26 protein-coding genes and 1 tRNA gene are annotated in these 25603 nt (G+C 36.9%); 19 read left to right on the forward strand and 8 right to left on the reverse strand.

Going from position 1 to position 25603, the window contains the following annotated elements:
* Nucleotides 1–67: 67 nt before the first annotated feature.
* A complete protein-coding gene (locus R2Q80_RS20585; RefSeq protein ID WP_316801419.1) occupies nt 68–979 on the reverse strand; it encodes an AraC family transcriptional regulator in 912 nt (303 codons plus the stop codon).
* Nucleotides 979–1944, reverse strand: a complete 966-nt coding sequence (locus tag R2Q80_RS20590; protein WP_316801420.1) for an NADP-dependent oxidoreductase — start codon at nt 1942–1944, stop codon at nt 979–981. The genes R2Q80_RS20585 and R2Q80_RS20590 overlap by 1 nt, the downstream gene beginning before the upstream one ends.
* A gap of 774 nt (nt 1945–2718) precedes the next feature.
* Between R2Q80_RS20590 and R2Q80_RS20595 the strand changes: the two genes are divergently transcribed.
* The 5 genes from R2Q80_RS20595 to R2Q80_RS20615 all read left to right on the forward strand — a co-directional run bounded on the left by R2Q80_RS20595 (nt 2719) and on the right by R2Q80_RS20615 (nt 6063).
* Nucleotides 2719–3096, forward strand: a complete 378-nt coding sequence (locus tag R2Q80_RS20595; protein ID WP_047801003.1) for a hypothetical protein — start codon at nt 2719–2721, stop codon at nt 3094–3096.
* Nucleotides 3096–3314 (forward strand): hypothetical protein, encoded by a 219-nt coding sequence (locus R2Q80_RS20600; RefSeq protein WP_047801004.1) that lies wholly within the window; start codon nt 3096–3098, stop codon nt 3312–3314. The genes R2Q80_RS20595 and R2Q80_RS20600 overlap by 1 nt, the downstream gene beginning before the upstream one ends.
* A 158-nt stretch (nt 3315–3472) precedes the next feature.
* Nucleotides 3473–4312: a chromate resistance protein ChrB domain-containing protein gene (locus tag R2Q80_RS20605; RefSeq protein WP_316801421.1), complete on the forward strand. Its 840-nt coding sequence runs from the start codon at nt 3473–3475 to the stop codon at nt 4310–4312.
* Between the two features lie 62 nt (nt 4313–4374).
* Complete coding sequence (locus R2Q80_RS20610) at nt 4375–4890, forward strand: hypothetical protein (RefSeq protein WP_316801422.1); 516 nt, start codon at nt 4375–4377, stop codon at nt 4888–4890.
* A gap of 3 nt (nt 4891–4893) precedes the next feature.
* A complete protein-coding gene (locus R2Q80_RS20615; RefSeq protein WP_316801423.1) occupies nt 4894–6063 on the forward strand; it encodes a chromate transporter in 1170 nt (389 codons plus the stop codon).
* A 243-nt stretch (nt 6064–6306) separates the two neighbouring features.
* Here the strand turns inward: R2Q80_RS20615 and R2Q80_RS20620 are convergent, their stop codons facing one another.
* From R2Q80_RS20620 to R2Q80_RS20630, 3 genes are read right to left on the reverse strand one after another with little or no spacing between them, the layout of a single operon-like run.
* Nucleotides 6307–7902, reverse strand: a complete 1596-nt coding sequence (locus tag R2Q80_RS20620) for a KGGVGR-motif variant AAA ATPase (RefSeq protein ID WP_316801424.1) — start codon at nt 7900–7902, stop codon at nt 6307–6309.
* 1 nt (nt 7903) lies between these two features.
* Nucleotides 7904–8434, reverse strand: a complete 531-nt coding sequence (locus R2Q80_RS20625) for a helix-turn-helix transcriptional regulator (protein WP_316801425.1) — start codon at nt 8432–8434, stop codon at nt 7904–7906.
* Complete coding sequence (locus tag R2Q80_RS20630) at nt 8431–8874, reverse strand: DUF6932 family protein (protein ID WP_316801426.1); 444 nt, start codon at nt 8872–8874, stop codon at nt 8431–8433. The genes R2Q80_RS20625 and R2Q80_RS20630 overlap by 4 nt, the downstream gene beginning before the upstream one ends.
* Nucleotides 8875–8956: 82 nt before the next feature.
* Between R2Q80_RS20630 and R2Q80_RS20635 the strand changes: the two genes are divergently transcribed.
* Nucleotides 8957–9757 (forward strand): metallophosphoesterase, encoded by an 801-nt coding sequence (locus R2Q80_RS20635; RefSeq protein WP_316801427.1) that lies wholly within the window; start codon nt 8957–8959, stop codon nt 9755–9757.
* 313 nt (nt 9758–10070) lie between these two features.
* Here the strand turns inward: R2Q80_RS20635 and R2Q80_RS20640 are convergent, their stop codons facing one another.
* Entirely contained in the window at nt 10071–11276 is a 1206-nt protein-coding gene (locus R2Q80_RS20640) for a hypothetical protein (protein WP_316801428.1), read from the reverse strand.
* A 283-nt stretch (nt 11277–11559) separates the two neighbouring features.
* On the opposite strand from R2Q80_RS20640, the gene R2Q80_RS20645 reads away from it, so the two are divergent.
* From R2Q80_RS20645 to R2Q80_RS20680, 8 genes are all read left to right on the forward strand, one after another.
* Nucleotides 11560–12666, forward strand: coding sequence for a transglutaminase domain-containing protein (locus R2Q80_RS20645; protein WP_316801429.1), 1107 nt, complete (start codon nt 11560–11562; stop codon nt 12664–12666).
* Between the two features lie 5 nt (nt 12667–12671).
* The gene (locus tag R2Q80_RS20650; RefSeq protein WP_316801430.1) at nt 12672–12875 is read left to right on the forward strand and encodes a hypothetical protein; all 204 of its coding nucleotides are present in this window, start codon (nt 12672–12674) and stop codon (nt 12873–12875) included.
* 113 nt (nt 12876–12988) lie between these two features.
* Nucleotides 12989–13318 (forward strand): ArsR/SmtB family transcription factor, encoded by a 330-nt coding sequence (locus R2Q80_RS20655; protein WP_047801009.1) that lies wholly within the window; start codon nt 12989–12991, stop codon nt 13316–13318.
* Nucleotides 13319–13367: 49 nt separating this feature from the next.
* Nucleotides 13368–13838 (forward strand): DUF6428 family protein, encoded by a 471-nt coding sequence (locus tag R2Q80_RS20660; protein ID WP_316801431.1) that lies wholly within the window; start codon nt 13368–13370, stop codon nt 13836–13838.
* A gap of 60 nt (nt 13839–13898) precedes the next feature.
* A complete protein-coding gene (locus R2Q80_RS20665; RefSeq protein ID WP_316801432.1) occupies nt 13899–14318 on the forward strand; it encodes an arsenate reductase ArsC in 420 nt (139 codons plus the stop codon).
* Between the two features lie 272 nt (nt 14319–14590).
* The gene (locus tag R2Q80_RS20670) at nt 14591–14731 is read left to right on the forward strand and encodes a hypothetical protein (RefSeq protein ID WP_316801433.1); all 141 of its coding nucleotides are present in this window, start codon (nt 14591–14593) and stop codon (nt 14729–14731) included.
* A 271-nt stretch (nt 14732–15002) separates the two neighbouring features.
* Complete coding sequence (locus R2Q80_RS20675; RefSeq protein ID WP_316801434.1) at nt 15003–15128, forward strand: hypothetical protein; 126 nt, start codon at nt 15003–15005, stop codon at nt 15126–15128.
* Between the two features lie 97 nt (nt 15129–15225).
* Nucleotides 15226–15381 (forward strand): hypothetical protein, encoded by a 156-nt coding sequence (locus R2Q80_RS20680; protein ID WP_316801435.1) that lies wholly within the window; start codon nt 15226–15228, stop codon nt 15379–15381.
* 216 nt (nt 15382–15597) lie between these two features.
* On the opposite strand, the gene R2Q80_RS20685 is transcribed toward R2Q80_RS20680, so the two are convergent.
* The gene (locus tag R2Q80_RS20685) at nt 15598–16266 is read right to left on the reverse strand and encodes a hypothetical protein (RefSeq protein WP_316801436.1); all 669 of its coding nucleotides are present in this window, start codon (nt 16264–16266) and stop codon (nt 15598–15600) included.
* Nucleotides 16266–18110, reverse strand: a complete 1845-nt coding sequence (locus tag R2Q80_RS20690; protein WP_316801437.1) for an AAA family ATPase — start codon at nt 18108–18110, stop codon at nt 16266–16268. Before R2Q80_RS20690 ends, R2Q80_RS20685 begins: the two co-directional genes overlap by 1 nt.
* A 686-nt stretch (nt 18111–18796) precedes the next feature.
* On the opposite strand from R2Q80_RS20690, the gene R2Q80_RS20695 reads away from it, so the two are divergent.
* From R2Q80_RS20695 to R2Q80_RS20715, 5 genes are all read left to right on the forward strand, one after another.
* A tRNA-OTHER gene (locus tag R2Q80_RS20695) sits at nt 18797–18866 on the forward strand.
* A gap of 508 nt (nt 18867–19374) precedes the next feature.
* On the forward strand, nt 19375–20328 hold the full coding sequence (locus R2Q80_RS20700) for a hypothetical protein (protein ID WP_316801438.1): 954 nt from the start codon (nt 19375–19377) through the stop codon (nt 20326–20328).
* Nucleotides 20322–21836, forward strand: a complete 1515-nt coding sequence (locus tag R2Q80_RS20705; RefSeq protein ID WP_316801439.1) for a BREX system ATP-binding domain-containing protein — start codon at nt 20322–20324, stop codon at nt 21834–21836. The genes R2Q80_RS20700 and R2Q80_RS20705 overlap by 7 nt, the downstream gene beginning before the upstream one ends.
* A gap of 2 nt (nt 21837–21838) precedes the next feature.
* Nucleotides 21839–23575 (forward strand): hypothetical protein, encoded by a 1737-nt coding sequence (locus tag R2Q80_RS20710; RefSeq protein ID WP_316801440.1) that lies wholly within the window; start codon nt 21839–21841, stop codon nt 23573–23575.
* Nucleotides 23563–24630, forward strand: a complete 1068-nt coding sequence (locus R2Q80_RS20715) for a DNA adenine methylase (RefSeq protein WP_316801441.1) — start codon at nt 23563–23565, stop codon at nt 24628–24630. Before R2Q80_RS20710 ends, R2Q80_RS20715 begins: the two co-directional genes overlap by 13 nt.
* Nucleotides 24631–25603 lie beyond the last annotated feature (973 nt).

Consider the following 25603-nt stretch of genomic DNA (forward strand, 5'->3'; position numbering starts at 1 on the left):
TAGCAATGCGAAGGTTGCATTATGATAAAAAAAGGGTGCGGTTTTTTAAAAAGGTTTACCATCTTTTTCAGTTAAAAGACTGTCTGAATTCCTTTGGCGAAAGATTTGTTTTTATCTTAAAAAGTTTGCTAAATGACTGGATATGCTCAAATCCCAATGAGTAGGAAATTTCACTAATCGTCAGTTGTGATGTAGATAATTTTTCCTTTGCTTTCTCAATCAGTTTATCGTGTATAAGTTGCTGTGTAGTTTGTCCCGTTAGCATTTGAAATAAACTGGAAAGATATTTCGGGGAAACATTCAACTGTTGTGCAATGTGTTGAACAGTTGGCAAACCTACATCAATTAAATTTTCCCGGTTAAAATAATCGTTTATTAAAACCTCAAAATCTTTCAATATCTGATGGTTACTTTTTTCTCTGGTAATAAACTGACGGCTGTAAAACCTATCAGCGTAATTTAAAAGGGTTTCAATCTGCGAGATGATAATGTGTTTGGTGAATTTGTCAATGTTGGATCGGGTTTCCTTTTTAATATTTTGAATAATATGGTTGATGGTTTCCTCTTCTTTTTCAGAAAGAAAAAGCGCTTCATTTAGCGTATAACCCCAAAAATCATAATTATTGATCGTTTTTGCCAAAGATGTATTCCAGATAAAATCAGTATGGATATAAATAGCCCAACCTGATTTTTTCACTTCTTTATCTTTGTTGTCAGCAGTCATGCTAAACACTTGTTTGGGCGACATAAATGACATCACACCTTCATTAAAGTCAAACGGTTGCTGTCCGTATTTTACTTTGACATTGTGCATTCTTTTCACAGCGATCGAATAAAAATCCAATATCAAATGTTCTGAATTGCCACCATGCGAATCCGGATGTGCATCTGCAACATTTATGACGCTAATGAGCGGATGGTTTGGTTGTGGCAGATTCGTATATTCGTGGAATTCACTGATGGTTTTAATATGCTTCATTAGTCTTGTTCTCTTACCTGCAATATTACTTTCCCCTTAACAGATTTACTTTCCATTAATTGGTGAGCTTCAACAGCATCACGCAGTGCGAAGATTTTACCTTGTGGAACTTTTACCTGTCCTGACTCTATAAGTTTTGCGATTTCTTCCAATGATTCCTTTCTTGCATGGTTCGCGGAAAGTTCACCCTTACAGTTCTTTTCATCAAGTGCATGAATGACTTCATCATTAAAGGCAAAATCGGTATTTACACTCACAAAAATACCACTCTGCTTTAAAACTTGTACAGATTTTATCCGTTCATTGTTATCGCGAACCGATGAAACTTCTAACACAATATCGACTTCCTGTACTAAATCTTCAAATTTTTGTGTTTTGTAATCGATCAATTCATCTGCGCCGATTTGTTTAAGGTAATCAAAGTTATTTGCAGATGCAGTTCCTATTACATAAGCTCCTATTGATTTTGCAAACTGCACAGCAAAACCACCTACACTGCCTGATGCACCTTGAATTAAAATCCGTTCACCCATTTTTAATTTTCCAAATTCAAACATGGCAGTCCACGCTGTAAGTGCCGCCAATGGAATTCCTGCTGCATCATTAAAACAGATATTCTTTGGTTTAATTGCAAATTGTGATGCCTTTGCAACAACATATTCTGCATAACTCCCGTCGCCGGGGAAATTCGGAACTCCGTAAACGGCATCTCCTTTTTGAAATCCGGTTACTTCATCGCCCAATTCTTCTATAGTTCCTGCTGTGTCCCAACCAGGCGTCATCGGCAAGCTGAGAAGGGAGCTTAGTGCAGCATTACTGCCGGCACGAACCACTAGATCTACAGGATTTATGCCGCTTGCATATACTTTCACCAAAATTTCATCCGGTTTAGGTACAGGCCTGTCTATTTCTTTTAATTCCATTACTTTCGGTAGTCCGAATTCGCTAATTCTAATTGCTTTCATAAACCTTATTTTTCTCGTGAATAAATTGCTTATCAGGATTCTAATTGAGAGGAGTTTGTTCTTTTATATACTCTTCATCTGTTGTTTTTGTAAAAACCACACAGCGTTTCTATTTTTACGCTTGTGAATAGCAGCGTAAGTAAGTGTTTGATTATTCGTTGTGCCATTTCTGGTGCTTCGATGGTAGGAGGGTTTCCTGCTTTGTTAATCTTAACTTTTTCCATTTTGCTACATTTCATTTTCTTTGTGATACAAAGGTTAAAAATGATTGAAAGACGGAGTTAGCCAAAACACCTTTTGTTTAAGTCAAAAAACCTATTAGAATTTGAATTTGTTTGTAATGCTTTTTTTCGCTCTTTTCAGTATTATTAATAAACGTAAGATATTTAACGAGTTGATGCAAATTTTAGTTCCCGCACTGCCTAATTCTTATTTAGCCTTTTCTACCTGATACACCAATTGTTTTTGGAAATTCCTTTAACTTCAATATCCGCAATGGGCGAAAAGGCAAACTGATTTTTTTGCAGCGTATTTTGATACATACTTTCAGAAATAACCAGATCCGCGTTATATTCCCTGCAAATCGTTAGCATCCTTGAACATAGATGAAGCACCCCACCGTGATAGGCAATTTCAGATTTAAGTGAATCAAATTGTTTCTAAGCGACCAGATACCAACCCTGTATTTTCATTTTGTTTATTATCATTAGTAAGCGCTGTAAAATGTTCATAAACTATTTTGCTTTTACTAAAAAAGTTAGCAAACTTTGTTTTATGAAAATTGTGAATGGTACAAATCAGCAAAGCGATTTTGATAAACAAGTAGGCGTGTTTACCAGTATGGCGATAGTGGGTGAAGCAAAAAGGGCTAACTGCTGGCTCTACAATAAATTAAACAATACCTGGTACACTCCTGAAGAATTTTATGAAAAGTATTCAAACCACAGGGATACCAACTTCAACCTCAGAACCTTACTCGAAAACATTTCAATCATCGATCCCAATAAAGGCATCAAAGCCTATCACAAAGCATTAGCCGATAAGTTAGCAAAGTTCGAGGCTGAAACAAAAGAGCTTCGTGAGCGGGGAGAGGTCTTTTCACAACGCGTTATCAATTACTACCAGGCAAAATCAAAAGATAAATACAAATAATGAATATTAAAGCAGCAACCGAAAAAAGAGAAATTAAAATAGGGTCTGACCTGATCAGTATTGAACCAGTAAAAGGTGATAAAACGCTATTTAGAATCAGCATTCACCAAACGTTTAAAGGGTATATCATCAAACAAGACGGCCAGTACTCAAAAACAGCCGGCAGTGATATTCATGATTTAATCTTTGCCAGAGTATGTCACATCTTATCTCAATAAAGTTTATCGGGCCTTTCTCATGGAGATAAAGTTGTTGAAGGATCTGCACCGAACGGAGGTGGAGGCAGTTGTCATTTAACTCGTTTAAATCCCGGCTTATGGCATTTACATCATTTGATGACAGATCATATCTCATTATTTCTCATTAGTTTTGGATCATGAACTGGATCACCCGAGAAAGACCAAAGATTGACCGAATAGCCTGCCCCTGGCTGATCAGGAATTTTATTGATCCTGATGCCGTTTTTTATTACGTGCCTTTCGATACGGTTATAGAGAAAGCCAGTGAATTAAACGCTACCCCATTTGACGTACTGGGAGTGGAGCTGACCCATAAAAACGGTCTTTGTACTTTTGATGTTCTGCTTCAAAAATATAAGCTGAATGATCCTGCTTTGCAGGTCATGGCGCCCATCGTAAGGGGAGCAGATACCGATCAGCATGGTCTTGCAAGCCAGGCTTGCGGACTATGGGCAATTGCCGCGGGCATGGCATATAATATCAAGGATGACCAGGAATTGCTAAAAGCAGGCATGATCATTTATGATGCATTGTACACATGGGCCAAACACCTTCAGGATGTAAGGCACACCGAAAGCCCGGTGGAGCAACTACTGGTAGATGTTTATCAAAAATTTTTAAAGCAGGGCAAAGGTAGCAAGATTCCCGCGTGGGCTAAAGAATTGAAAACCATTATACAGGATCAGATCGATACCAACCTGGCATTGACCCTGACCGGAATCTCCAGTGAGCTCAACATAAACCCGGCCTACGTATCAAGGGAGTTTTCCAAATATTTTGATAATCTTTCCTTCGGTGAATACATTCGTAAAATACGAATTGAGAAAGCTATTAAGTACATCCAGACCTCAGATTATGCTTTATCTGAGATCGCCTATCTGACCGGATTTTCTGACCAGAGCCACTTTACACGTATCTTCAAGCTGGAAACCGGACGTACTCCGTCTGAATTTAAGAAAAACAGAAGCAAAAGGTAAGTTACATACCAATAGTAAATCCTGTTCTATTTTAGCGCCGGAGAATCCTATAATCTTGTGGTATGCAAACACAAGTAAACAAAATTCTTATCTGTTTAGTCCTGGTGATGATAAACGCTTGCATCAGTTCAGGGCAAACCACGCAAACCTATCCCAAATTGGCCGGCTATATCGGGATCGTGCATCCTATCGTCACGTTTAGTTCGCAAGGCACGCACACCAACTTTAAAGATAGTTATACGGTAGGTATTCCCATTGGTATTAATATCTGGAAAAGTGCCAAAATCGGTTTCTCCACTGAAATTGTCCCCACAATAAAGGCCACAAATAGTAGCAGCAAAGTCAGTAATGTGCTTTTTCATCCGGGTATACTCGTGGTTCTGGGCAGTGGCTTTACTTTTGCAGGGCGCGCCGCTTTTGAAACTTCAGGGCGTTACGGGCTAACCCCTGTTATCAATAAAACGGTAAAGAAGAATAAAGGCAGCAGCTATTTTGTCGCTATTCCGCTTCCGGCAAGATTTGGCAATGATCAGCCTTCATCTTTTGGTATTGGCTTTCAATTTGGCATTGCTTTTTAGTTTATGGAAAAATTACATGCACGATATAGGCTAACCGATCTGATCCTGTATTTTCTAAAATTGGGTACATGGGGTTTTGGCGGTCCGGTTGCCCTTGTCGGATACATGTACAGGGATCTTGTTGAAAGCAAGAAATGGCTTACCGAAGAAGAATATAAGGAAGGTCTGGCACTGGCGCAACTTGCACCTGGTCCGCTTGCGGCACAACTCGGCATATATATCGGCTTTGTACATTATCGCTTTTTGGGTGCAACACTGGTCGGATTAGCTTTTGTGCTGCCATCTTTTGTAATGGTAGTTCTGCTGGGGATGGCCTATCAACTTTATAGCGGACTATCCTGGATGCAGGCTGTTTTTTACGGGGTAAGTGCTGCGGTGATCGGTATCATTGCCATCAGCGCATACAAGCTGACGATAAAATCCGTTAGCGGGATAAATCTAGATGCAATACTTTCCAAGTGGTTGCTCTGGCTTTTTTATCTGATCGGCGTTGTCTTTACTGTGATTACCCAAAGAGAGGATATTCTGCTCTTTGCCGGATGTGGTGTCATCTATATGCTGGTCAAAGCACCTCCCATGTGGATCAAAAAACCATCTGCATTGCCGGTATTGATATTCACGGGTACAGGTTTCTGGCAGTATGAAAGCAAGACTTTACAGGAACTTGGCTGGTTCTTCTTAAAAGCTGGTGCTTTGGTTTTTGGCAGCGGACTTGCTATAGTGCCTTTTTTGCACAGCGGTGCGGTAGATCAATATCACTGGTTGAATGAACAGGAGTTTGTCGATGCGGTAGCGGTAGCCATGATTACACCCGGCCCTGTTGTGATTACAGTTGCATTTATCGGCTATCTGGTGGCAGGCTTCCCGGGTGCATGTGTAGCAGCGTTTGCTACCTTTCTTCCCTGTTACCTGTTCACGGTAGCTTTAGCCCCGTCCTTTAAAAAAATCGCCAGGAACGCGAGCATTAAAGAGTTTGTGAATGGGATAACGGCAGTGGTAGTCGGCGCCTTGGTCGGTGCGGTGATCATTATTGCCAGTAGGGCAATTGTCGATGTTCCAACCGTACTGATAGCTGTCGTTGCTATCTTAATATTAATCTTCAGCAAGAAAATCAAAGAACCGCATATCATATTGCTGGCTGCCATAACCGGCTTAATGATCAAGGGTCTCTGATTAATGAACCAGCTCTTACTTTTTAGAGCGAAAAATGCCCATGCAATGTCAGCATAATTAGATGCTTATCACTTCGATTGTCAGATCTTTAGCTTATCGGGATTCACGACCCTTTGAAACAAGGATTGTGAATCCCGGTAATATTTGCTTCGGTTTTCTCAAATTCATCATAAGTAATCATTTGAAGGATAATCTCGTTGGCAAAAAACCGGAGTCTAAACTCCGCAATTATTTTAGGACTGATTAATCTGCCTCATCCAGAAAAATTTTATATTTCTGCAAAAGTTCGTTGAAACGCTTCTCGTCCTTGAACCTGGCGTAAACATCTTTAGAAGTTCGAATCGAAGCCGTTTTTAGGCCTTTGGAAAGTGCGATGGAAAAGTTGAGGTAAAATTCATCTATTTTATCCTGGGCGGCATATACTTCGGCAAGCGTGGCGAAAAATATAGGCTGGCCAGGCTCGATTTCTATAGCCTTGGATATATCTGTGAACGCTTCTGCATATCTTCCCAGTATGCGTAACTGGTGTGCCCGGCTGTTGAGCGCCTGCGGACTTAAGGGGTTGATCTCAAGCGCCCGAGTTAGCGCAATTATGGATTCTTCAATTTTGCCCATATTGAATAGAACCCTGCTTTTGGCTAAAAATGCGTCCACCCCATATGTTTCTGCCAAACCGAAATAATGGAGTGCCTTTTCCAGTTCGTTTTTCTGCTCATAAAAATGCCCCATGTTAAATTTCAGAACCGGATCATTGTCGTTCATTTTTATGGCCGCTGTATAATCGGCAATAGCATCATCCAGTCTTCCAAACTGGTGATACGCGATTCCCCTATGTGCATAGTAGATATAGTTATTCGGACTGAGATCTATTGCCTTGCTGATGTGCTTAAGCTTGAGTTCCCAATTGTTCTCCGATTGATATTTTTCAAATTCTAATTCGCCTTCGCGAATCCTAAGGATCAATTCATCTTTCTTCAGGCTATTCTCGGTAATCTGGTCAAAAAGTTTCAGATAATCCCTGGTGGAAGTACTCTGTTCTGGTAAAGAAAGTCGGTGCGATACATAACTGTCGTTCATCTTGATCTGCACGTCGGAATGGATTACCGAAATGCCAAAATCCGCCAGGTTCAGGTTCTGCTTGAAATCTTCCCGGAGATTCTCGATCATTTTGTTTTCCAATTCTATTTCCGTACTCGAGTAGGGAAGCCTGGTTAGCACGAAGTCAATTTTCTGCCCCTCGCCAGCCGGGTTATCCCCCAATAGGTTTTTGATTATTTTTTTAGATCCAAAAATATTTTCCGGGTTGTTAACAGCAAGGACGACTACTTGGTCAGCCAAGAGCTTAAGGGTAATCCCGGAGATGTCGGTAATGCCCGTCCGGGAATCTATAAGAAAATAATCCGGAGCAATTTCCTTTTCAATCTTGGATTTGAGTTCAAGGAAAAAGGCAACTCCATGTGGATTTTTTCCGTAGAACATATCTGCCCAGTTGATCATGGAAAGTTTTTTCCAGTATCCGTTTCCCAAAATGTCTCCGGCAGAAATAAAAGTGATTTCCGATGCGGCTTTGTTGACCGGTTTTAGTTTGACCACATAGTTCTTAATAGGTGCTTTGTTTTCGCCATTTGACGAGAAATCATAGATGTAGTCTACGATACCCTTTGTTATGGGTTTAGAGAGATTATAATCCTTGAACTTGAAACGAAGTCCAGGAGCATCCAAATCAAAATCCAATACGCAGACTTTTTTCTTTAATATGGAGAGACGTATGGCAATCTGGCTTAGCGCAAGAGACCGTCCAACTCCTCCTTTATAAGAGTAAAAGGTGATTGTCTTCATATTAATGTATCAGGATAGAACCGTTTAATTTTACTTTCTGCGTCAACTCATCAATTTCCTGCTGGCTTACACCAGTGGGCAAATCAAAAGTGATGTGTTTATCCTGGTTCATCAACCAGGTACCTTCAAAGTTACAGTTCAAACCAAGAGCAATTGCGATGTCTACCATTCGCGAATGTTTCGCGCCTTCGTAATCGGTTGCCTCATATCGCTGAATCTGTTGCTCTAAAATTCCCGTTCGCTCCGCCAGGGTCTCATGAGAGATTTTTTGCGCAATCCTGGCAGCGATTAACGCTTCGCTGAAATTGTGTAAGTTGGGATTGACCAGATTGAAATTTCCCTCCGATAAATCTTTGTACTGCTGCAACTGCGTCTCCAAATCTTGGATCAGGCCATTAAAACCGTTCAGTGCCAATCTATATTTCGCACTGCCTGCCTGGATCTCGTTATTTTTCTGGTAACTATCACGGTCCTGGATCAATTGGTTTAATTTACGCTCTGTTGCTTTTGCCTGCTTCTGGTTTTTGATCATGTGATTGGTAGTTGAATGATTCCTTTTTTTAAGTGTTCTTCACCCTTGACCTGCTGAAAAAAGTCGATGAAAAATTTCCCGCTGCCCCGCTCTTCGATAAATGCCGGGAATACATCGGCGCGATAGACTGTTTGCTGTTTTTTACGAGGAGGGGTGAGGTCCCACAAAATCGGAAGCCCGGCTTCGACTTTATCGTAATCCATGCCCCTGTCATCCCAGCAAACATCGATATCATTCGGATGCTCTTTTTTGGTGACAAAGCTACCGTCGACGAAAATATTCTTGCAATCGACTCGCTTTAAATCGGCCATGAGACGCAACAAACCAGCAAATATCTGCTTTCGTACCATATTGGTCGCAAACCGCTCCTGAAATTTTTCAATTGTAGAGAGGTGTATGCCGGGCGGTAAAAATCCTTCTTCGGTAAAATCTGGAATCAAAGTGAATTGGTTTTCAGCAAATATATAATAACCCAACAAATTTGTTGTCTTATTTGTTTAATTTTTTAAATTTGTTATATCAATGAACGCAGAAACTTTTCAATTTATATCTGACATCCATCTCGAATACGCATCAAATCGTGAATTTCTTAAGAATTCTCCAATCTTACCAAGCTCGGATATCTTATTGATGGCAGGCGATATCATGCCTTTAAAAGACTTGAGAAAGCAGGCTTACTTCCTTGACTTTCTCAGTGCCAATTATAAAACAGTCTACTGGATCCCCGGAAACCATGAGTTTTATGGCTGTGACATTTCAGAATTTGAAGGTTCATTCTCCAGAGAAATCCGTAAGAATGTTGTCCTGCTGAACAATCAAGTGGTAGAAAGCCATGGATGCCGTTTGATTTTTTCAACCCTATGGTCGAAAATCCCGAAAAGAACTTCTTATGAGGTTAGGAGATTCATGCCCGATTTTAGAGAAATTTTTTTTAAAGAAAAGCTTTTTTCCATTGAAAATTATAACAAGCTGCATGAAGTGTGCTTTGGCTTTTTAAAAAAGACAATTACCGGCTTAGAAACCAAAAGACAAATCGTAGTATCCCACCATATACCTACCTTTGTAAACTATCCCTCGGCCTTTCGCGGCAGTATACTCAATTCGGCGTTCGCCACTGAACTTGGCGATTGGCTGATAGGACATGGACCGGATTATTGGATCTATGGGCATCACCATCAACCTGTTCGGGACTTCACTGTCGGGAAAACCCGAATGCGTTGTAACCAGTTAGGTTATGTCGACAATGGAGAACATTTTTTATTCGGTTCAATAGCAGGCGGTGAACAGACTGATGTTATAGTTCTTGACGCCAAGCAATCATAATCGATATGGGTATGGTCAACAGACTTCGATAATTGTAAACCTGAGTTCTGAGGCATTCATTGAGCAATCGGACATTTCATTCATTTGATCAATGCCAATAAAATACTTCCAGTTCATAGTTTATAATTTGGGTTACGGTTAACATATTTAAACACACTCAATAACTTACTAATGAGTCATCACACTCGAATTTCTATTTGAAGCTTGTTTAAACAGCAGACCATTCTTGTTGGGAAAGGGTTTACCCTAATTGATTTTGATGATATGTAAATGCATCGAATGGCATAAGTCCCTGGTAAAGTTGTTGTTTTCACTAACCTAACTCACAACATTCCAGGTTAATCCATATAGAAAATATCACGTATTTCTGCTCATCAATCTTATAATCTAGCCAAGCCTTTCCTTTGTAAAACTGGTAGAGGCGTGTTTGGAGTCTCGTCATTTCCCTACCTATTCTGTGGGGTAATGATTCTATCTCGAAATATCTGGTTGAAAATACCAGATGGCCTTTACTCACTTCAATTAATATTTCAGATGTATATGCAGGGTTTGTCAACACAGCGCTGTTCAGCATGTCTAGTACCAGGCTTACATAAATCAAAGCAGTAATTTGATATCGCTGTGGGTTCACTTTACACCTGATTCTAATGTTAGTATTTCCCTTGTTTAAGAACTCATAAAATCTGATCAGATTAGTCACCTGTTTAATTTCCAGTTCTAATAACACCACATTTTTATTGTGAATACGGCTAGCATATCTAATCATCGCACTAAAGCTTTCTACCGCCTGTGCAAGTGCTTCATCGAGTTCACGCAGGTCAACTCTTATTAATTTCAACGTCGCATAAATCAGGCTAAAATTCATATCCCTGCGAGTTCTTGTTTTGGTATCGTCAGTAACCTTTTTCCTTAGTTCTATAGTCTTTGCCTGCAACCTTTCAATTGTTTCTAACTCACCATTTTTATTCGCTATTTTTTCCCGAAGGTGTTGCTGCCGAATCCGGTCCTTCAGCCTATCACATTCAATCTGCAGTTTCCCGATTTCGTTAATTAATTCCCCATTTTCAATACCTTCCTGCGTGGTATAGTAATCACTAATCATGTAAAAGAACGCAGTAGCCATTAATATATGAAATAAGCCTGCTAAAATCATATATCCTAAAGAAATGCTGCCGGCGGTGCCTGCTTTATATGCCAAGTTCGCCCCGGTGGTGTAAACTATTACCGAAAAGAATCCGAAATAACATAACAGTTCAACCGTAACCATTAATAAACCTAAAATCAACGCCTCATCTCTGTTGCGTTTTATACAGCTCATTGCGATCAGAAAGTGGTGATAGAAGAGCAGAATATTCAGAATGAGCAAGAGGTAGTAGGTGATGGACGGCTCCATGGAAAATACATAGCCACTTAGCCGATGAAAGCCAAAAATGATTAATAATAATAATGCCTGAGGCCCATATCGCTTTACAGCCATATCCGCAGGTGATTCCTGGTCTGGTGAATGTAGTTTGCTCATTGATGAAGAAGGTTAATTAAACCGCCATCATGAAAATGATCAACAACAATAGGTAAGGCTAATATAAATATTCAGGGAATTTAAAACAACAATTTATTGGGGGATTGAAATCAGGCCTAACAAAGTAACTGCCCATGACCGGCCAATATAAAAATTTCCAAAAAATGAAAACGTCCACACAAAGGTTTTCCGGCGAAAAGTATGTTCAACACTCTGTAACTTCTTTATAAACAGAGCGGTTTAGGCTGTTTATTTGATTAACTTCGGGCATTAAATTACGCTTATGAAAACATCATTCTTATCCCTCTCGATTTTATTTATTGCCTTTGCACATCAGGCATCCAGCCAGCAAAAGTTCAACCAAGAGCAGTTGCTTTATGCCTCTTCCGAGCGTGCGGATATATCTATCGGGAATGATTGGTACAAAAATCGCTGGCGGATATCCCCTCAGGTCAAACGTGATAGCATGCGCATAATGATCTACGGAAAAAATGAGCAGTTTGCTTTTAAAACCGATAAGGACAGCATTAGATTTGTCATTAAACGTGGGGAGACTAAGTCATTTTACGTGAAGCTTGGAGATGCCCCACCCGCGCATACTTTTATTAGCGCTTCTGCCTATCCTTGGGATAAGATATCATATGCTAATGTTGCCCAAAGAAAGGATGTGCAGCTGCTTTTCGAGAATAAGGATCATTCCTATTTCGATTCTCTTAGGTCTTCCTATCCAATCGCAAGCCTCATCGACGAAAAACAGAGCGATACCGAAAATGTTATTTCAATCCTCAACTGGACTCACCACCAGTGGAAGCACGACGGTGGGAATACCCCTAAGGGCGGCGATGGCATCTCCATCCTGAATGAGGCAAAGGCAGGTGGACGATTTCCTTGTTTTGCCTACGCCATCGTGCTTCGGGATCAGCTTACCGCATACGGATTTCCATCAAGGGTACTCTACCTAAAAACCAAGGATGCTGAACACAGAAAAAGCTCTCCTGGCCACGTGGCCACAGAGGTATACTTGAAAGACCTGAAGAAATGGGTATTCATCGACGGACAGTTTAATGTAATGCCAATGCTTAATGGCAAACCTTTAAATGCCGTCGAATTTCAACAGGCACTTAGCCAACATTACGATCAGGTAGAAATCTCCAGCCGTGATCAGGTTTCTAAACGGGGTTACACCGAATTTGTTTATGACTACCTTTATTATCTCGATACCGCCCTTGATAACCGCATTTCCGCCAAGAAAACAATTGAAGGAAAACGTTCCATCATGCTTGTACCTCAAGGCGCTCCCGAACTGGTAAAGATAGGATTTTGGAATTCGGTAGTGGATTACTGTATCTACACTAATAATATCAATGATTTCTATCCCAAAATGAACTAAAGTATGTGTTACAGAGGGATAATTTTGAAATTGGTGTTACTGCCGAAAGAGAAAACGAATATCACGTTAGCATTGATGGAAAATATGTTGGCATCATGTATATCAGCTTTTTAAACGATATGCCTTTTATTCAGTGGCATACCGGCGACCTCATTTGTGATGAGCTGGTTCACAAAATTGGCGATATGATCATGCATTGTGATTGGTAGAATTGTTTTTGGATATAGTTGTTGTTTGAATAATCGCAAAGGGGGGGACATTAAGTAAATTTTTAAAAACATTCTCTTTAATAAATTTAATCGTAATATTGCAATATATAATTATGGGACTTACCAGAACAGAAATTTTCAGCACCGAACAAAACCAACTGGCTACTTTATTTAAAGCATTAGCCCACCCTGCCCGTATTGCTATTTTGCAAAGGATCCTCAGTTCTAATACTTGCATTTGTGGCGATCTGGTAGATGAACTTGGTCTTGCCCAGGCAACAATTTCACAGCATCTAAAAGAACTCAAAAATGCTGAAATTATCCAGGGTACAATTGAAGGAGTGAGTGTTTGTTACTGTATCAATCCGGTAACGTGGAAATCAATAGAAACTCAAATGAGTGCATTTCTAGGCGCTTATAAACAAGAGGCTAGCTGCTGTTAGCTTTTTTTTAATCAAATCAATCGTTAAATTGCAATATTAAAATATCGTTATGAAACTATCAGAAATTAAAGAAATCCTGGCTAGACAAGAAAGTGTTAATTTTCAATTAGAGAATGGTCAGGTTGTGCCTGAACACTTTCATATTACAGAAGTGGGCGTGATCACTAAAAACTTTATAGACTGCGGTGGTACTGTGCGTCATGAAAAAGTTGCAAATTTCCAGCTTTGGGATGCCAATGATTTTGAGCACCGTTTAAAAGCAGGGAAATTATTGAACATCATTTCCTTATCAGAGCGGGTAATCGGCATGGAAGACCTTGATATAGAAGTAGAATACCAATCTGAGACCATTGGAAAATATGACCTTGCTTTTGATGGGGATAACTTTATTTTAATCTCTAAAACGACTGCCTGCCTGGCAATGGACAAATGTGGCATTCCGGAAAAGAAAGAAAAACTTGAAATGGCAAACCTAACAGGTGCTGCAAATGCATGCACTCCAGGTGGTGGCTGTTGCTAAATAAATGATCATGGGGATTAGAATTTTAGTTTCTTCGGTCAAACTTTAATTTAAAGAGAATTGAAAAACATATTAGTCCTGTGTACAGGAAATAGCTGCAGAAGTCAGCTTGCTGAAGGTTACCTGCGTCATTATGCAGAAGGTAAAGCCAATATTTATAGTGCAGGAATAGAAACACATGGCGTAAATCCAAAAGCGGTGCAGGTAATGGCAGAAGATCACATTGATATTTCATCTCATACTTCCAACCATGTGGATGAATACCTGTCTATTCCTTTTGATGCAGTGATTACCGTGTGTGACAATGCAAATGAGGCTTGTCCCTATTTTCCCGGAAAGGTAGAGCGCTTTAACCAGAACTTTCCGGATCCTGCAAAAGCAAAAGGAACGCCAGAAGAAATCATGGACGAATTCAGAAGGGTTAGAGACCTGATTAAAGTTTATTCTGCTGATTTTATCAGCAACTATATTACGGGATAATGATATGAGTGCAAATAATTGTGCCCCGGTGTCCGAAAGAAAAAGCTTGGTTTCCTAGACCGGTATCTGACTTTATGGATATTTATCTCCATGGTTCTTGGAGTGAGCACGGTCTTCTTTTGATTAAACAGTAAAATTGAAGTTCTAACCACAACATACCAATCCTATGTACTCCCCGTGTTTATTATCACCGATAAGCGCTGCCAGTTGTTTATAAACTATTTTGCTTTTACTAAAAAAGTTAGCATACTTTGTGCTGTTAATTTAAAAGTATGTCATATCTTATCTCAATAAAATTTATCGGTGCTTTTCCTGATGGAGATAAAGTTGTTGAAGTATCTGCACCGAACGGAGGTGGGGGTAATTATCATTTAATGATAAACAACTTTTACTATGGCAGCATCATTAAGTAAACTACTGGCTGGAAGGTGGTTTTTCAAAATTACAATCCCGATTACTGTGCCGGCGACCTGCAACCCCTCATTGATATCATCACAGAGTACGATACACAAATTGAAAAAAAGATAGTTAAAATGAATAAATAGATAGCAGTTTTATTTAACCAGGGTAGGGGATCGAATCAGAAGCCAATTATTGAAATTAGCCAGGGTCGATCGGCCAATTAATATGTACTGAAGTCAGTAACACATTGCTGATTTATCCAAATATTTGTAAATTAGGGTTATGTGTTACAGAGCCACCCAAAAAAGCAAAACCTACGAGTACGCCGATTACTATAAGGCGCCGGTAATTGATGAGAAAGATTTACAGGATCAAATCTATTACCATGCCAATGGATTTTCCATCTAAACTTGCTGATGAGAACGGCGAAAATCGGAAATAAGCCAGAAGCCTTAGATCATATAGATAATACGCCGAGAAGCAAAAAGACTCCTCTTTTATTCTAATGGAGATCTATAACTTCGATATCGATAATTTGGAAATCGGTGTTACTGCCGAAAGACAAAACGAATATCACGTTAGCATTGATGGAAAATATATCGGCATCATGTATACCAGCTTTTTAAACGATGTGCCTTTATTCAGTGAGCACGAAATTTAACTATTCGTAAAATATTGATAATGTGAATTTTGCATGGAGGTTTCGATTCCCCTACGGGCCACAGGAAATTTAAAAAGTTGATTTAAAGCGATACCGCTGACGATCAACTTTTTTCGTTTACGGGTATCGTTTGGAATCGTACCTGTAAGAGGCTTTACTTCCCCTATATCTTCCCCCTTTTTGAAGATTTTATAAACTGAGATATATTAAACGGCTTTAAACTTCCCAGTTAGGTAAATCTGCAATTATATTGTTAATTTGAGTAATAGTGTCCTGAGTAATAGATGGATCTAATAATCTTGATATCAATTGTTTATTTAAGGTACTCATGTCAACTTGATGTTCATAAGCTCTTTCTTCAGCTAATTCTACTCTTGATAGCTTATAAGCCTCAATTGTATTTAGACCCTTTGAAGAATTATTAATTACAGTTATAATTATTTGATCAATAAAATCGAAATGATTCTCATATAGATCATGATATGGATTTACAATTGTGAAACCATTCGAAACTATCGGATAAATTTGAGAAGATTTAATTGCGTTGGGTGTTGCTAATGTTTGTTTGGCAACCTTTGAAAAGTTGCATTTTTGACAACAATAAGCTAGGTTTTTTGATAAAAATTCAAATTGGGGATAATCAGTTTTTCCTACCAAATGTTCTAGGTTAGAATATGCCGTACCAACTGAAACTCTTATCCTACAAAATGCACAACGATTTTTTTGCTCGTGTTTCAGGTGCCTTCTAATATTTAGTTTGAAACCCGGGTAACCCTTATCCCATTTTATTTTTTTTGACTTCCCAGCCGTAATCTCTGTATTATCCGCAGCTGTTAAATTATATTCATTGGCAATTAAAAAACGATAACTATTTGGAACAGGCATTATTCTACTTTTTTTAGAATTGACATAACTACTTGTTTAAGGGGATCAATATCTTTAAGATTATCCTTTAAGTGCAGCAACAATTGGTATTTATTTGATGGAAGGCGATTTACTTCATTGGGCTGCCCTTTGGATAATAAATCTAAAATTCCCCCAATTTCATCGGCAATATATTTGTTCCTAACTGTTAATACGTCAAAAACATTATAAAGTACATCTTCCGCAGACCAACCATAGGTATCCACGTTTCTTGGAAGGTCAACTACTTGAATGTTATTCCCGTCTTTGGAGTTGTTCACCTTTTTAAGTCCAATGATTTTGGAATTATCTCCTTCCAAATCTGAAATTAGGAAGTGGGAATGAGTTGCTACAAGTATATGACATGTATTATAATTTTCATCTGAGAAAAGAGATCTTAAGAATGAAAGGTATTTCATTTGCCAGTTTGGGTGTAAGCTTACTTCTGGTTCATCCAAGAAAATTAGGCTATTCATTTTCACAGTTGCCATTAGGGCGACCATCGAAGAAAAGAAATGGTATTCACCCGAGCTACTCTCTTGCAAGTTGTATTCTCCGGATTGATTAAGGCTAATTTCTGGAGCATACAATAAACCTATTGCCCTTAAATGATCTAGCAGTTCTGCTTCTTTTTTCAATAATTGAAAAGAGCTTTCTTCCACAAGGTTATATGCTATTTTCTTTATAGAACTTCCCTTTCTGTTTTTCTGAAGACGGCCTTCACTAAAAAGTCTATTGCAGAAATCACTTAATGACTTTATCACTCCTTCCTCTTTAACCAACCTTTGATATACATTAAGTTTTTGCGGGGGATATTCTTTACCTTTATATTTTTCCTCTAAATCAGAAAAATATTTTCTAAAAGTTTCTAATGATGTTTCACCTTTAAAGAATGTTGGAGCATTTATAGTTAGATAATAAACCTCGATAGAATTATTGATGCCCAGAAACTCCGTAACTTTCGAAAGGCCACTTCTAAATGCATTTGAGTCTTTTTCAGAAACTATATAATCAACTGTACGTCTGACATATGATCTTGTACTAGCGTTCTGCGGTGTATTTCGCACTCCCAAATATTTATATATGGGAAACTTCTCAGCATCATTATTTAGCACAGGAAATTTATCTGTTAGCATAATGGAATTGGCAACAATTGCCAAAGGAAATTGAGCATCACCAAACTCAATTATTTCCCCATTTTTTAACAAAAATACCTGAGCGACTTCTCCAGCTATAGTAAATTTAGCAGCAATATTTTCATCAATAAGATTAGTATAGCTATAGATATCGTTATTTATTGAAAATTCTAGGTCAAAACGGCCATCAACATTGTAAAATCTTGCGCCCCCTAAGGATTGTGAATGTAATTCCCTGAACAGCTCTATTATGATCCGAAATAAATTGCTTTTCCCAGTACCGTTTGGACCTATTATTACTGTTGAATAAATTTTGTTCTGCGTATCTTCTTGATTTATAAAGCTATAATTTATTGTTCCAAGAAGCTTATTATTTACAATGCGAAGATTTAGGAGCTTAAATCCCTCATTTGTAGTTTCTGTATTGTCGTATTTATCAATAATATTAAATCCTAAATTGGTTAAATATTTCTGTGCTTGATATGTATTGAAAACATTTGGAGCCAATGCACCGCTATTATTATCCGTATATTTACTTGCAAGCGATATTACATATTTAACAGGATATTTCTTTTCGGAAATAAGTAAAAAGTATCTATCAAAAGTTCTGTTGCGTGGAATACCATTTTTGTTGATTTCCTCTATAGAGGATTGAACATGTTCAGCATTAATTTTATTGGGTATAGACATACATATAATTTGAGATTGTTATTTTTCACAAAATCGGAATGTTTTTACTTAAAACCAAATGATTTATTAATCCCTGACTGTCAATTCGGCAACACCTGAAGTCTCCTATTAATTCGAGCGAGCTTCGCTACTACCTTTTTATTATACAAAATGGGGACATTTGGCTTTGATTAAACCATTAAGCTATTTTTGTTATAGCACTTGACTTAACAACATCTCAAATTGGATGAGAGCAACCAGGACTTGGAATCAAAATAACCAACTAAAAACAATAATGAATTGTGCTATTTGCTTAAATGAGCAAGAGAGAATCTATTAATTCGAAAGTTGGAAAAAAATAAGTTTTAGTTCTATTATTAGCAGTTCAAAACGCTGATTAGCAACCTTAAAAATATCGTTAAAAGCTACCCTAACATTTGATGTTCTCCAGATAAAAAATATGAGTAAAAAAAATATTAAAAAAACCCATCAGGTAGTTTGGATGTATCAAAACATTTTATGCCTTTGCACTCTTTCAAACGAAGAAAATTTGAAGATATAGAGTGAGGGGTGGACCAGTTGATGGCTTGTAGGGCTCATAATCCGAAGGTCGCACGTTCGAGTCGTATACCCGCTACAAAAAGAGTAGTAAGTTTAATGTTGGAGTTTTTCCAAATAGAGATCCATAGTCTAAAGTCATCTTAATTGCCCGTTCGTCTAGGGGTGAGGACGCCAGATTTTCATATGGAAACCTGGGTTCGATTCCCGTACGGGCTACTGGAATGCGCTGTACAACAGTTATTACAACTGAATCAGCGATTTTTTATGCCCAGACTTTTCCCAAACTCTTTGTACTTTACATATTACAGCTTTGTCTTTTGATTTTTCCCAATAGAAGGCACAGTTTCTAGAGTGCTTCAGCACCTAAAAATCCAGGAAAGTTATGTTAAACTACATAACTCGAGCTCAATTTCCAACTTTCTGAGATTGGTTAAGATAGCTCAGAATCAAATTGCTATGTATTAACCTAGTACTATTTTACGCATCAAGGCTCGTAATAATAGTTATCGGAGCAAAGAGGGCAAGCAATTGGATAATATTTTTAACTTTAAACTTCAATTTACTCATCAACTTAATGAATACCGAATTACCCCCTTTTTTTGAAAGCCTCCATCGACCATTTCATCAACCGCTGAAGACAACGAGATGGGTATGCGAGTTCATTAGAAACACTAAATTAAAAATGGCGAGTTCATCATTAAATGTGGAATTTTATCTACATCTAATGAATAAACTTCAAAAAATATATGCAAAAAGTCCCCATTTGGAGTATCCAGGCTTAGTAAGTAGGCATGCCGTTAGTAGCGTAACATCACGCTTAAATGGCCTGCCTAAGACAAAGAAAAAGGAGCTGATCATGAGTGTTATGAGAATGGAACGCTATGAAGACGTCGACAAACAAATTTATTCGACTTATAAGGCTGCCTCCTATTACGTTAATCTTTCTAAAGATAAGTTAAAACTAATTGACGATCAAAATTGCTTAACAGATTTTGGCAAACAACTACTTTCTATAAAATCAAAAGCCCATCCTGCTCATCTCACTAAAAAAGAAAGTGAATTCTTTTTTAAACGGCTTCTTGAAAACGATTTTCTTTTACTGATTGCTTTGTGCTTATTTAAGAGGCTTGAATTTAAATATAAATTTACTGATTCTGATAACCGCTATTTTGATTTTATAAAAAAAATGTATCGGATTAAGCATTTCATTTACAATAACCAAAGCCTTGCAAATTATAATAAAGTTAGAAGCTCTTGGATTGGATCTATGGATATTCTAGATGCAAGGAATATCATCAGGAATAGATTCATGAAAATCATTCAATCTGACATGCGATTAGACATATGGTTCAATGAAATTACCAATAATTTGAAACTGTATGAGGCAGAAAGTTTCAAAAGCAAAAGGGACTATGAATCATTAAAAGAACGATTTACTAGTAGTTACAAGCTATGTATTACACAAAAAAAGGATGTTTTGGGATTTGTTAATCTTTATGACATAAAAGATAACCTGAAGATTTCACATACCAATTATGAGCTCTTCTTAAATACTTTTTATGAACTTGAAAAAGCCAAGAGTCATATATTTTTTAGTAATATTGTTTCTTCAATTGACAGGAGAAAGCGGTTTAGAGTAAGGGGTGTGTCTGTCTTAAAAATAAAATATAAATGGTAATATCAAATCTTTGGCAAAACCTCACCATTAAGGACGAAACGAAAGAAAATTTAATTAAAGACTTGTCTGAGGGAAAAGTACCTCAATTACCGTATTTTGTAGTAGGCTTAGATGACATTAAATCTCAAGTTCAAGAAAAGATTGAAGCAATTGATGGAGGTAGGATGGTTAGCAATTTTATTATTGCTCGATACGGGAACGGCAAAACAAATCTTCTTAAATATTTGGAGTTATTTTTTGAAAACAATGCACAAGTTAGGGTTCTGTATAAACGAGCAAATATTGATCAACCAGATATTGGTTTATTTCTACTAAAGGAGGTACAGGATCATTTCACCGAAACTCTTGTAAGTCAGGTCATTGCTCTTAGGTCAACATATAATTTTGAAGTATTAACAAACGGCTTTCCAGAGAGTTTTAGGTCTGTTGAAGAGTTTGTTAATAAATTGTTTGCTCCAACAACTTCGGAAGAAGACATAAAACGCCTCATTTATTTGGGTACAGGTAGATTATACACTAAAGCGGAGTTTGGCAGATTTGAACTTGAACAATTATCCAACTTTGAACGTAAAGAGGTATTAGTTATTTTTTTAAATATACTTGCATTAAGTAATATTTTTTTAATTTTCCAGATAGACGAGCTGGAAAAAATCTATGAGAAATCTAAGCTGAGACTCAATGCATTCTTTACTTCATACCGAGAAATATTTGATTTATTTAGTTTTGTAAAAGGTCATTATTTAATGTGTAGCCAAACTGACGCAAATTCAGACCCAGATTTTATCCGTCAACTTAATGAGGCATTCTACACAAGGATAGAGCCTCATATTTTAATGTTGCCCAACATAAGCGGCAAGGAGCAGATTTCAGTATTGGTATCAAACTTGAGAAAACTATTTGGCCTGAATAAGTCTACTTCTGAGGAGGAAGCAATCGTTAAAAATTTGTTAAAACAAAAGATTGGTCAAAATCGAGATCTTATAAGAGAAGCCACTCATTTACTAAATGCTATTGATAAACCCTCTTGGAATTTTTTGTTAGACCAGTATAATCTAAGAAAGTTATATGAGAACACTAAAAACGAACTGGAATTTGAAGGACTTTTAAGATCTTTAAGTACTAAGTTTTATGACCCACTTGAAACTTATTTAGAGGGAAGTTCACTTCTTGAAAACGGAAGCGAAATAAAAAGCCGCGATTACCAATCATTTATTGACAATGTTGGCAACAAAGTTCATTATTTTATATTAAATGAAAACACCACTATTGACGTTATTCAATATAAAGTTGAGGACATCTTCGTAGCTTTTCAACGAGATATCATTATTTATGCCCCAGTTAAATTGGAGCTAAGAAATGGAATGGTAGTAGTTGAAAATTGCAATATTGAGATTGTAGATATTGAACCACAGGAACTCTTCATCCTATTGAATATGTACCGTGATAACTTCGAACACCAAGCAGGCTTGTCAAAAGTAATTGCTGCATATACAAATGACAATCTTTAGGTATGCTGAGTAATAATAGTATTATTGAATATTTCAGATATGACATAAACCTATTGAAGCCTGTTCAATTTGTTTGTCAATTGGCTTTTGATATTTCTAAAATTAGCGATTCTACATTTGATTTAGTAACACTATTTGATCCAGCCTTTGTAGATGAAATTAATATCGACTTTAGTTTACTTCCAGAAAACATTAGCGAGCCAGATAAGATTGCATGGATTGCTAATGAAATCGCTACATTTCACAATCGTGGAATTATAACGAGGCTTGATTTAACAAGGAGCCAAATTCTTTTGTTACATCAACCTTCAAGATTAATTTATGTCCTGAATAAAAGCAAAAGAGTTATTTCCGCGAAAGAAAGAACCGAAGAGGAGAATAAAAAAATAAACACCAAAAATGCATTAGTTTCAGCGATAAAAGATCAAAGAATTGTCCGCCAAATAATTGATCGAATTCAGAATGTAACAATTAGAGAGTGTATTCTGAAATCTATTTCAATTGAATTTGAAGAAATTTATCAAAACTGTGTGATAATTAATGACGCAGTACCTCTACAAGTTCCTTACTTGTCATTCTCTTACCTTGACCCACATTTGATAAATGAGGATATTATTGATATTACAGATATATGGGTTAATAAGGAAAGATTTAAAAGTGCGTTTGGAATTGAAATTGGTGAAGAACAAAATATCTCTGCTGTTAATTTGGTTGCAGATAGTTCTGAGATTGGAGTTAAATATAATGATTACTTTTTCCCAATATTACAGAAACTCGACCTTTACATTGATACACCTTCTAAAATAGAATTTCATTGGATACAGGTAAAAGAGGTATTTAAGCTTAATGACATTAATAAGAACCATTACCAATCCTCATTGATTAATGAGTTTAAAACTAAGATCAAGCGCAAAGATTTTACGGCCTTATTGTCAAATCTACAAGAGAATTTATACCTAGAAACAGCTTTACTAACAGGAAAGCCATCCTACAAAAAATATTTTACTAATACCCTTAAAATTAGTCAAATAAAATACTTGAAACAGTTCAATTTCTTTATCTCAGATTCGGAAGACTCTACGGCTTTAGGGATATATTCTTTTGAGAAAATTGGGGAGGACGCAACTCATTTTAACCTTTTGCATTGGTACGATAAGACTGCTGGTCAGCAAAAGCGTTATAGAGATAATTCTGGTCCAGGTAGGGTTGAAAAAAATGACGCTCTTTCAGTAAGTGCTTTACAGCCAGAGTTGTCTTTTTATTTTATTACAAAATACTTTGAGGATTTCTTAGATACTCTTTTCACAGAAATGGATTTTCAATTCATTAGCAACTTTCATCTTCGTCAAGGTTCAACGGCTCTAGGGGAATTTGACTTTTTAATTAAACATAAAAATAAATTCTTCTTTGTTGAAGCCAAAACTACTCTTACGAAATTCTATATAAAAGACTATCAAAAAAAATGTCAGAAAATTATCCGAGCATTTTCAGACATAGATGTTGAGCTTGAATTTCTTATCGTTGGAGCTTATAGTAATACTACCGTCGAGGATTTACGTGTTTACATAGATAACTCCCATAAAGGGATGAAAAGGTATAATAGCGATAACCCAGATTTAGCAGTACGTCCATATTTATTTAATGTACCTATCGAAAACAGCAGTAAACAGATTTCTTGTATTGCCGAGCCGAATTACACTAACTTGAAGAACATAATAAAGAAAATATGCCTGAAATAAACTTACCCATTACTAGATACTATGGATCAAAAAGAAAATTAGTAGATAGAATATGGAATGAGATAGAAAGGTTAGGGCTAGAATTTGATTCTGTTCTAGATGTTTTTGGCGGGACAGGGATATTTTCATATTATTCAAAAATCAAGGGTAAGAGGGTGATATATAATGATATCTTTCTTTTTAATTCGCTAATTGGCAAAAAACTCATTGAGAATGTTACAAATAATCTAACATACAATGAAGCTGTTGAACTTCTTTTGCAACAGCCAGGTATTGTTTACGACAATGTAATTCAAAGAAACTTCTCGGGTATATATTTTACGGACTCCGAAAATCAACAAATTGATATTTTTATCCAGAATACCAACAGGCTAATTGATCCGAACAAAAAATTAAGTGCGTACTATATACTTTTCCAATCATGCATAATTAAGCGGCCTTACAATCTTTTTCATCGGAACAACTTGAACATGCGTACTGGTTACACAGGTGGTGGTTTTGGCAATAAAACGACTTGGGAACGGAGTTTTGAAGATCTTTTCTTAAGATTTATTCAAGAATTAGACGAGTTTACATTTGATAACGGTCGCGACAATCTCGTAACAAATGATTCTGCATTGAATTGTACTGAGGTTGCAGATTTGGTTTATATTGATCCACCCTATTTTAGCTTAAATGGTAGTCATACCACTTATCATTCTAAATATCATTTTTTAGAAGGATTGGCTCATTATGAAGATATTGAAGCCCATATAAATAGTCAAAAGAAAAATAAGCAGATAGAGATTAATAATAGTAATGAATTTGAACAGGGGGCAACATTTCTTCCACAACTCGAGAAACTAATTTTAATGCACCAACATTCACATATCGTGATTTCATACCGAAATAATGGTAAGCCGTCAATTAAGGATATAGAAGATCTTATGGTCAAATGCAAGCCGAATTATAAAGTTTATACTATTAATTTGGGGATGTATGGATATGCATTAAGTAAGAGTAATTTAACAAACAGTGAATTTTTGGTTATCGGAACTAATCACTTGAAAGAATAGGAGCCAATCAAGTTGATTAAAATTGATCGCAAAGAAAAGCTCCCCAATAGCTTATGCGAAAGCTTAATCTATGACTAAATTTTAGTCGGTTTAGTCTGGCAACCAAATATTAACTTAATGGTTGCCAGATAAGGCAAAAGCTTGAACCTATGCTCGAAATTTAAGACACAGGATTGCCATAGAACACAATTCCAAAATCATAATTGTCGCGCCGATACCCTACTTCAGTGACTGTTTGAATTGAATAAAATATGTTTTTTTTAATTCTGGTGAAACTCCATCCTCCTCAAAAATATAGAAAAGACTCCTGAGTTCTGGAATTAACTGTAATTCTGTAAGCCATCTGCTAGTTTGCTCAAGGCAAATGAAATCGACAATAATGACAAATGCTTTAATAATTAATTTTTTTTCATTAAAAATAATTGAAAGTGAAAGTTAAACAGTGTCACCGGATGGGATGAGACCTATATAAGGATTTCGGTTAAAATAATAATTTATATAATACCAATCATACAGCATTTGATCGGCTACCGTATAATCAGTATTTTACTTAATGAAAAAACTAAGTGCCTTAATTTTTCATCTCTTGTCGTTTCTGTTAACCTGATAGCGATTTATTAAGTTTAACAGCTCTTTCATTGCAACGATTATTATACTCGGCTGGTTCGCATACTCATTGATGGTTAAGGCAGGCAAGACCAGGATATAGCGCCAATCCGGTTATATTTCTCCCGGTAACGTTTAAGCAACCAAAGGCTTTGCCTTTGCTTGAAAATTTAATATACATTATCCCCCTAACACATGATTTCAACATCACAATCCTCGCGTCGATACCATACTTCAATCACTCTTTGAACAAAATAAAGCTTCTCTTTTTAATTTTGGTATTTTACACACGCACCACGCCAAAAAGTTAAATTAAACTGTAAATTTTTAGCTTTATACTTTGAACAATGCTAATTGATTTTTAGGT

This window comes from Pedobacter frigidisoli (assembly GCF_032678525.1).
GTDB classification, from domain to species: Bacteria; Bacteroidota; Bacteroidia; order Sphingobacteriales; family Sphingobacteriaceae; genus Pedobacter; species Pedobacter frigidisoli_A.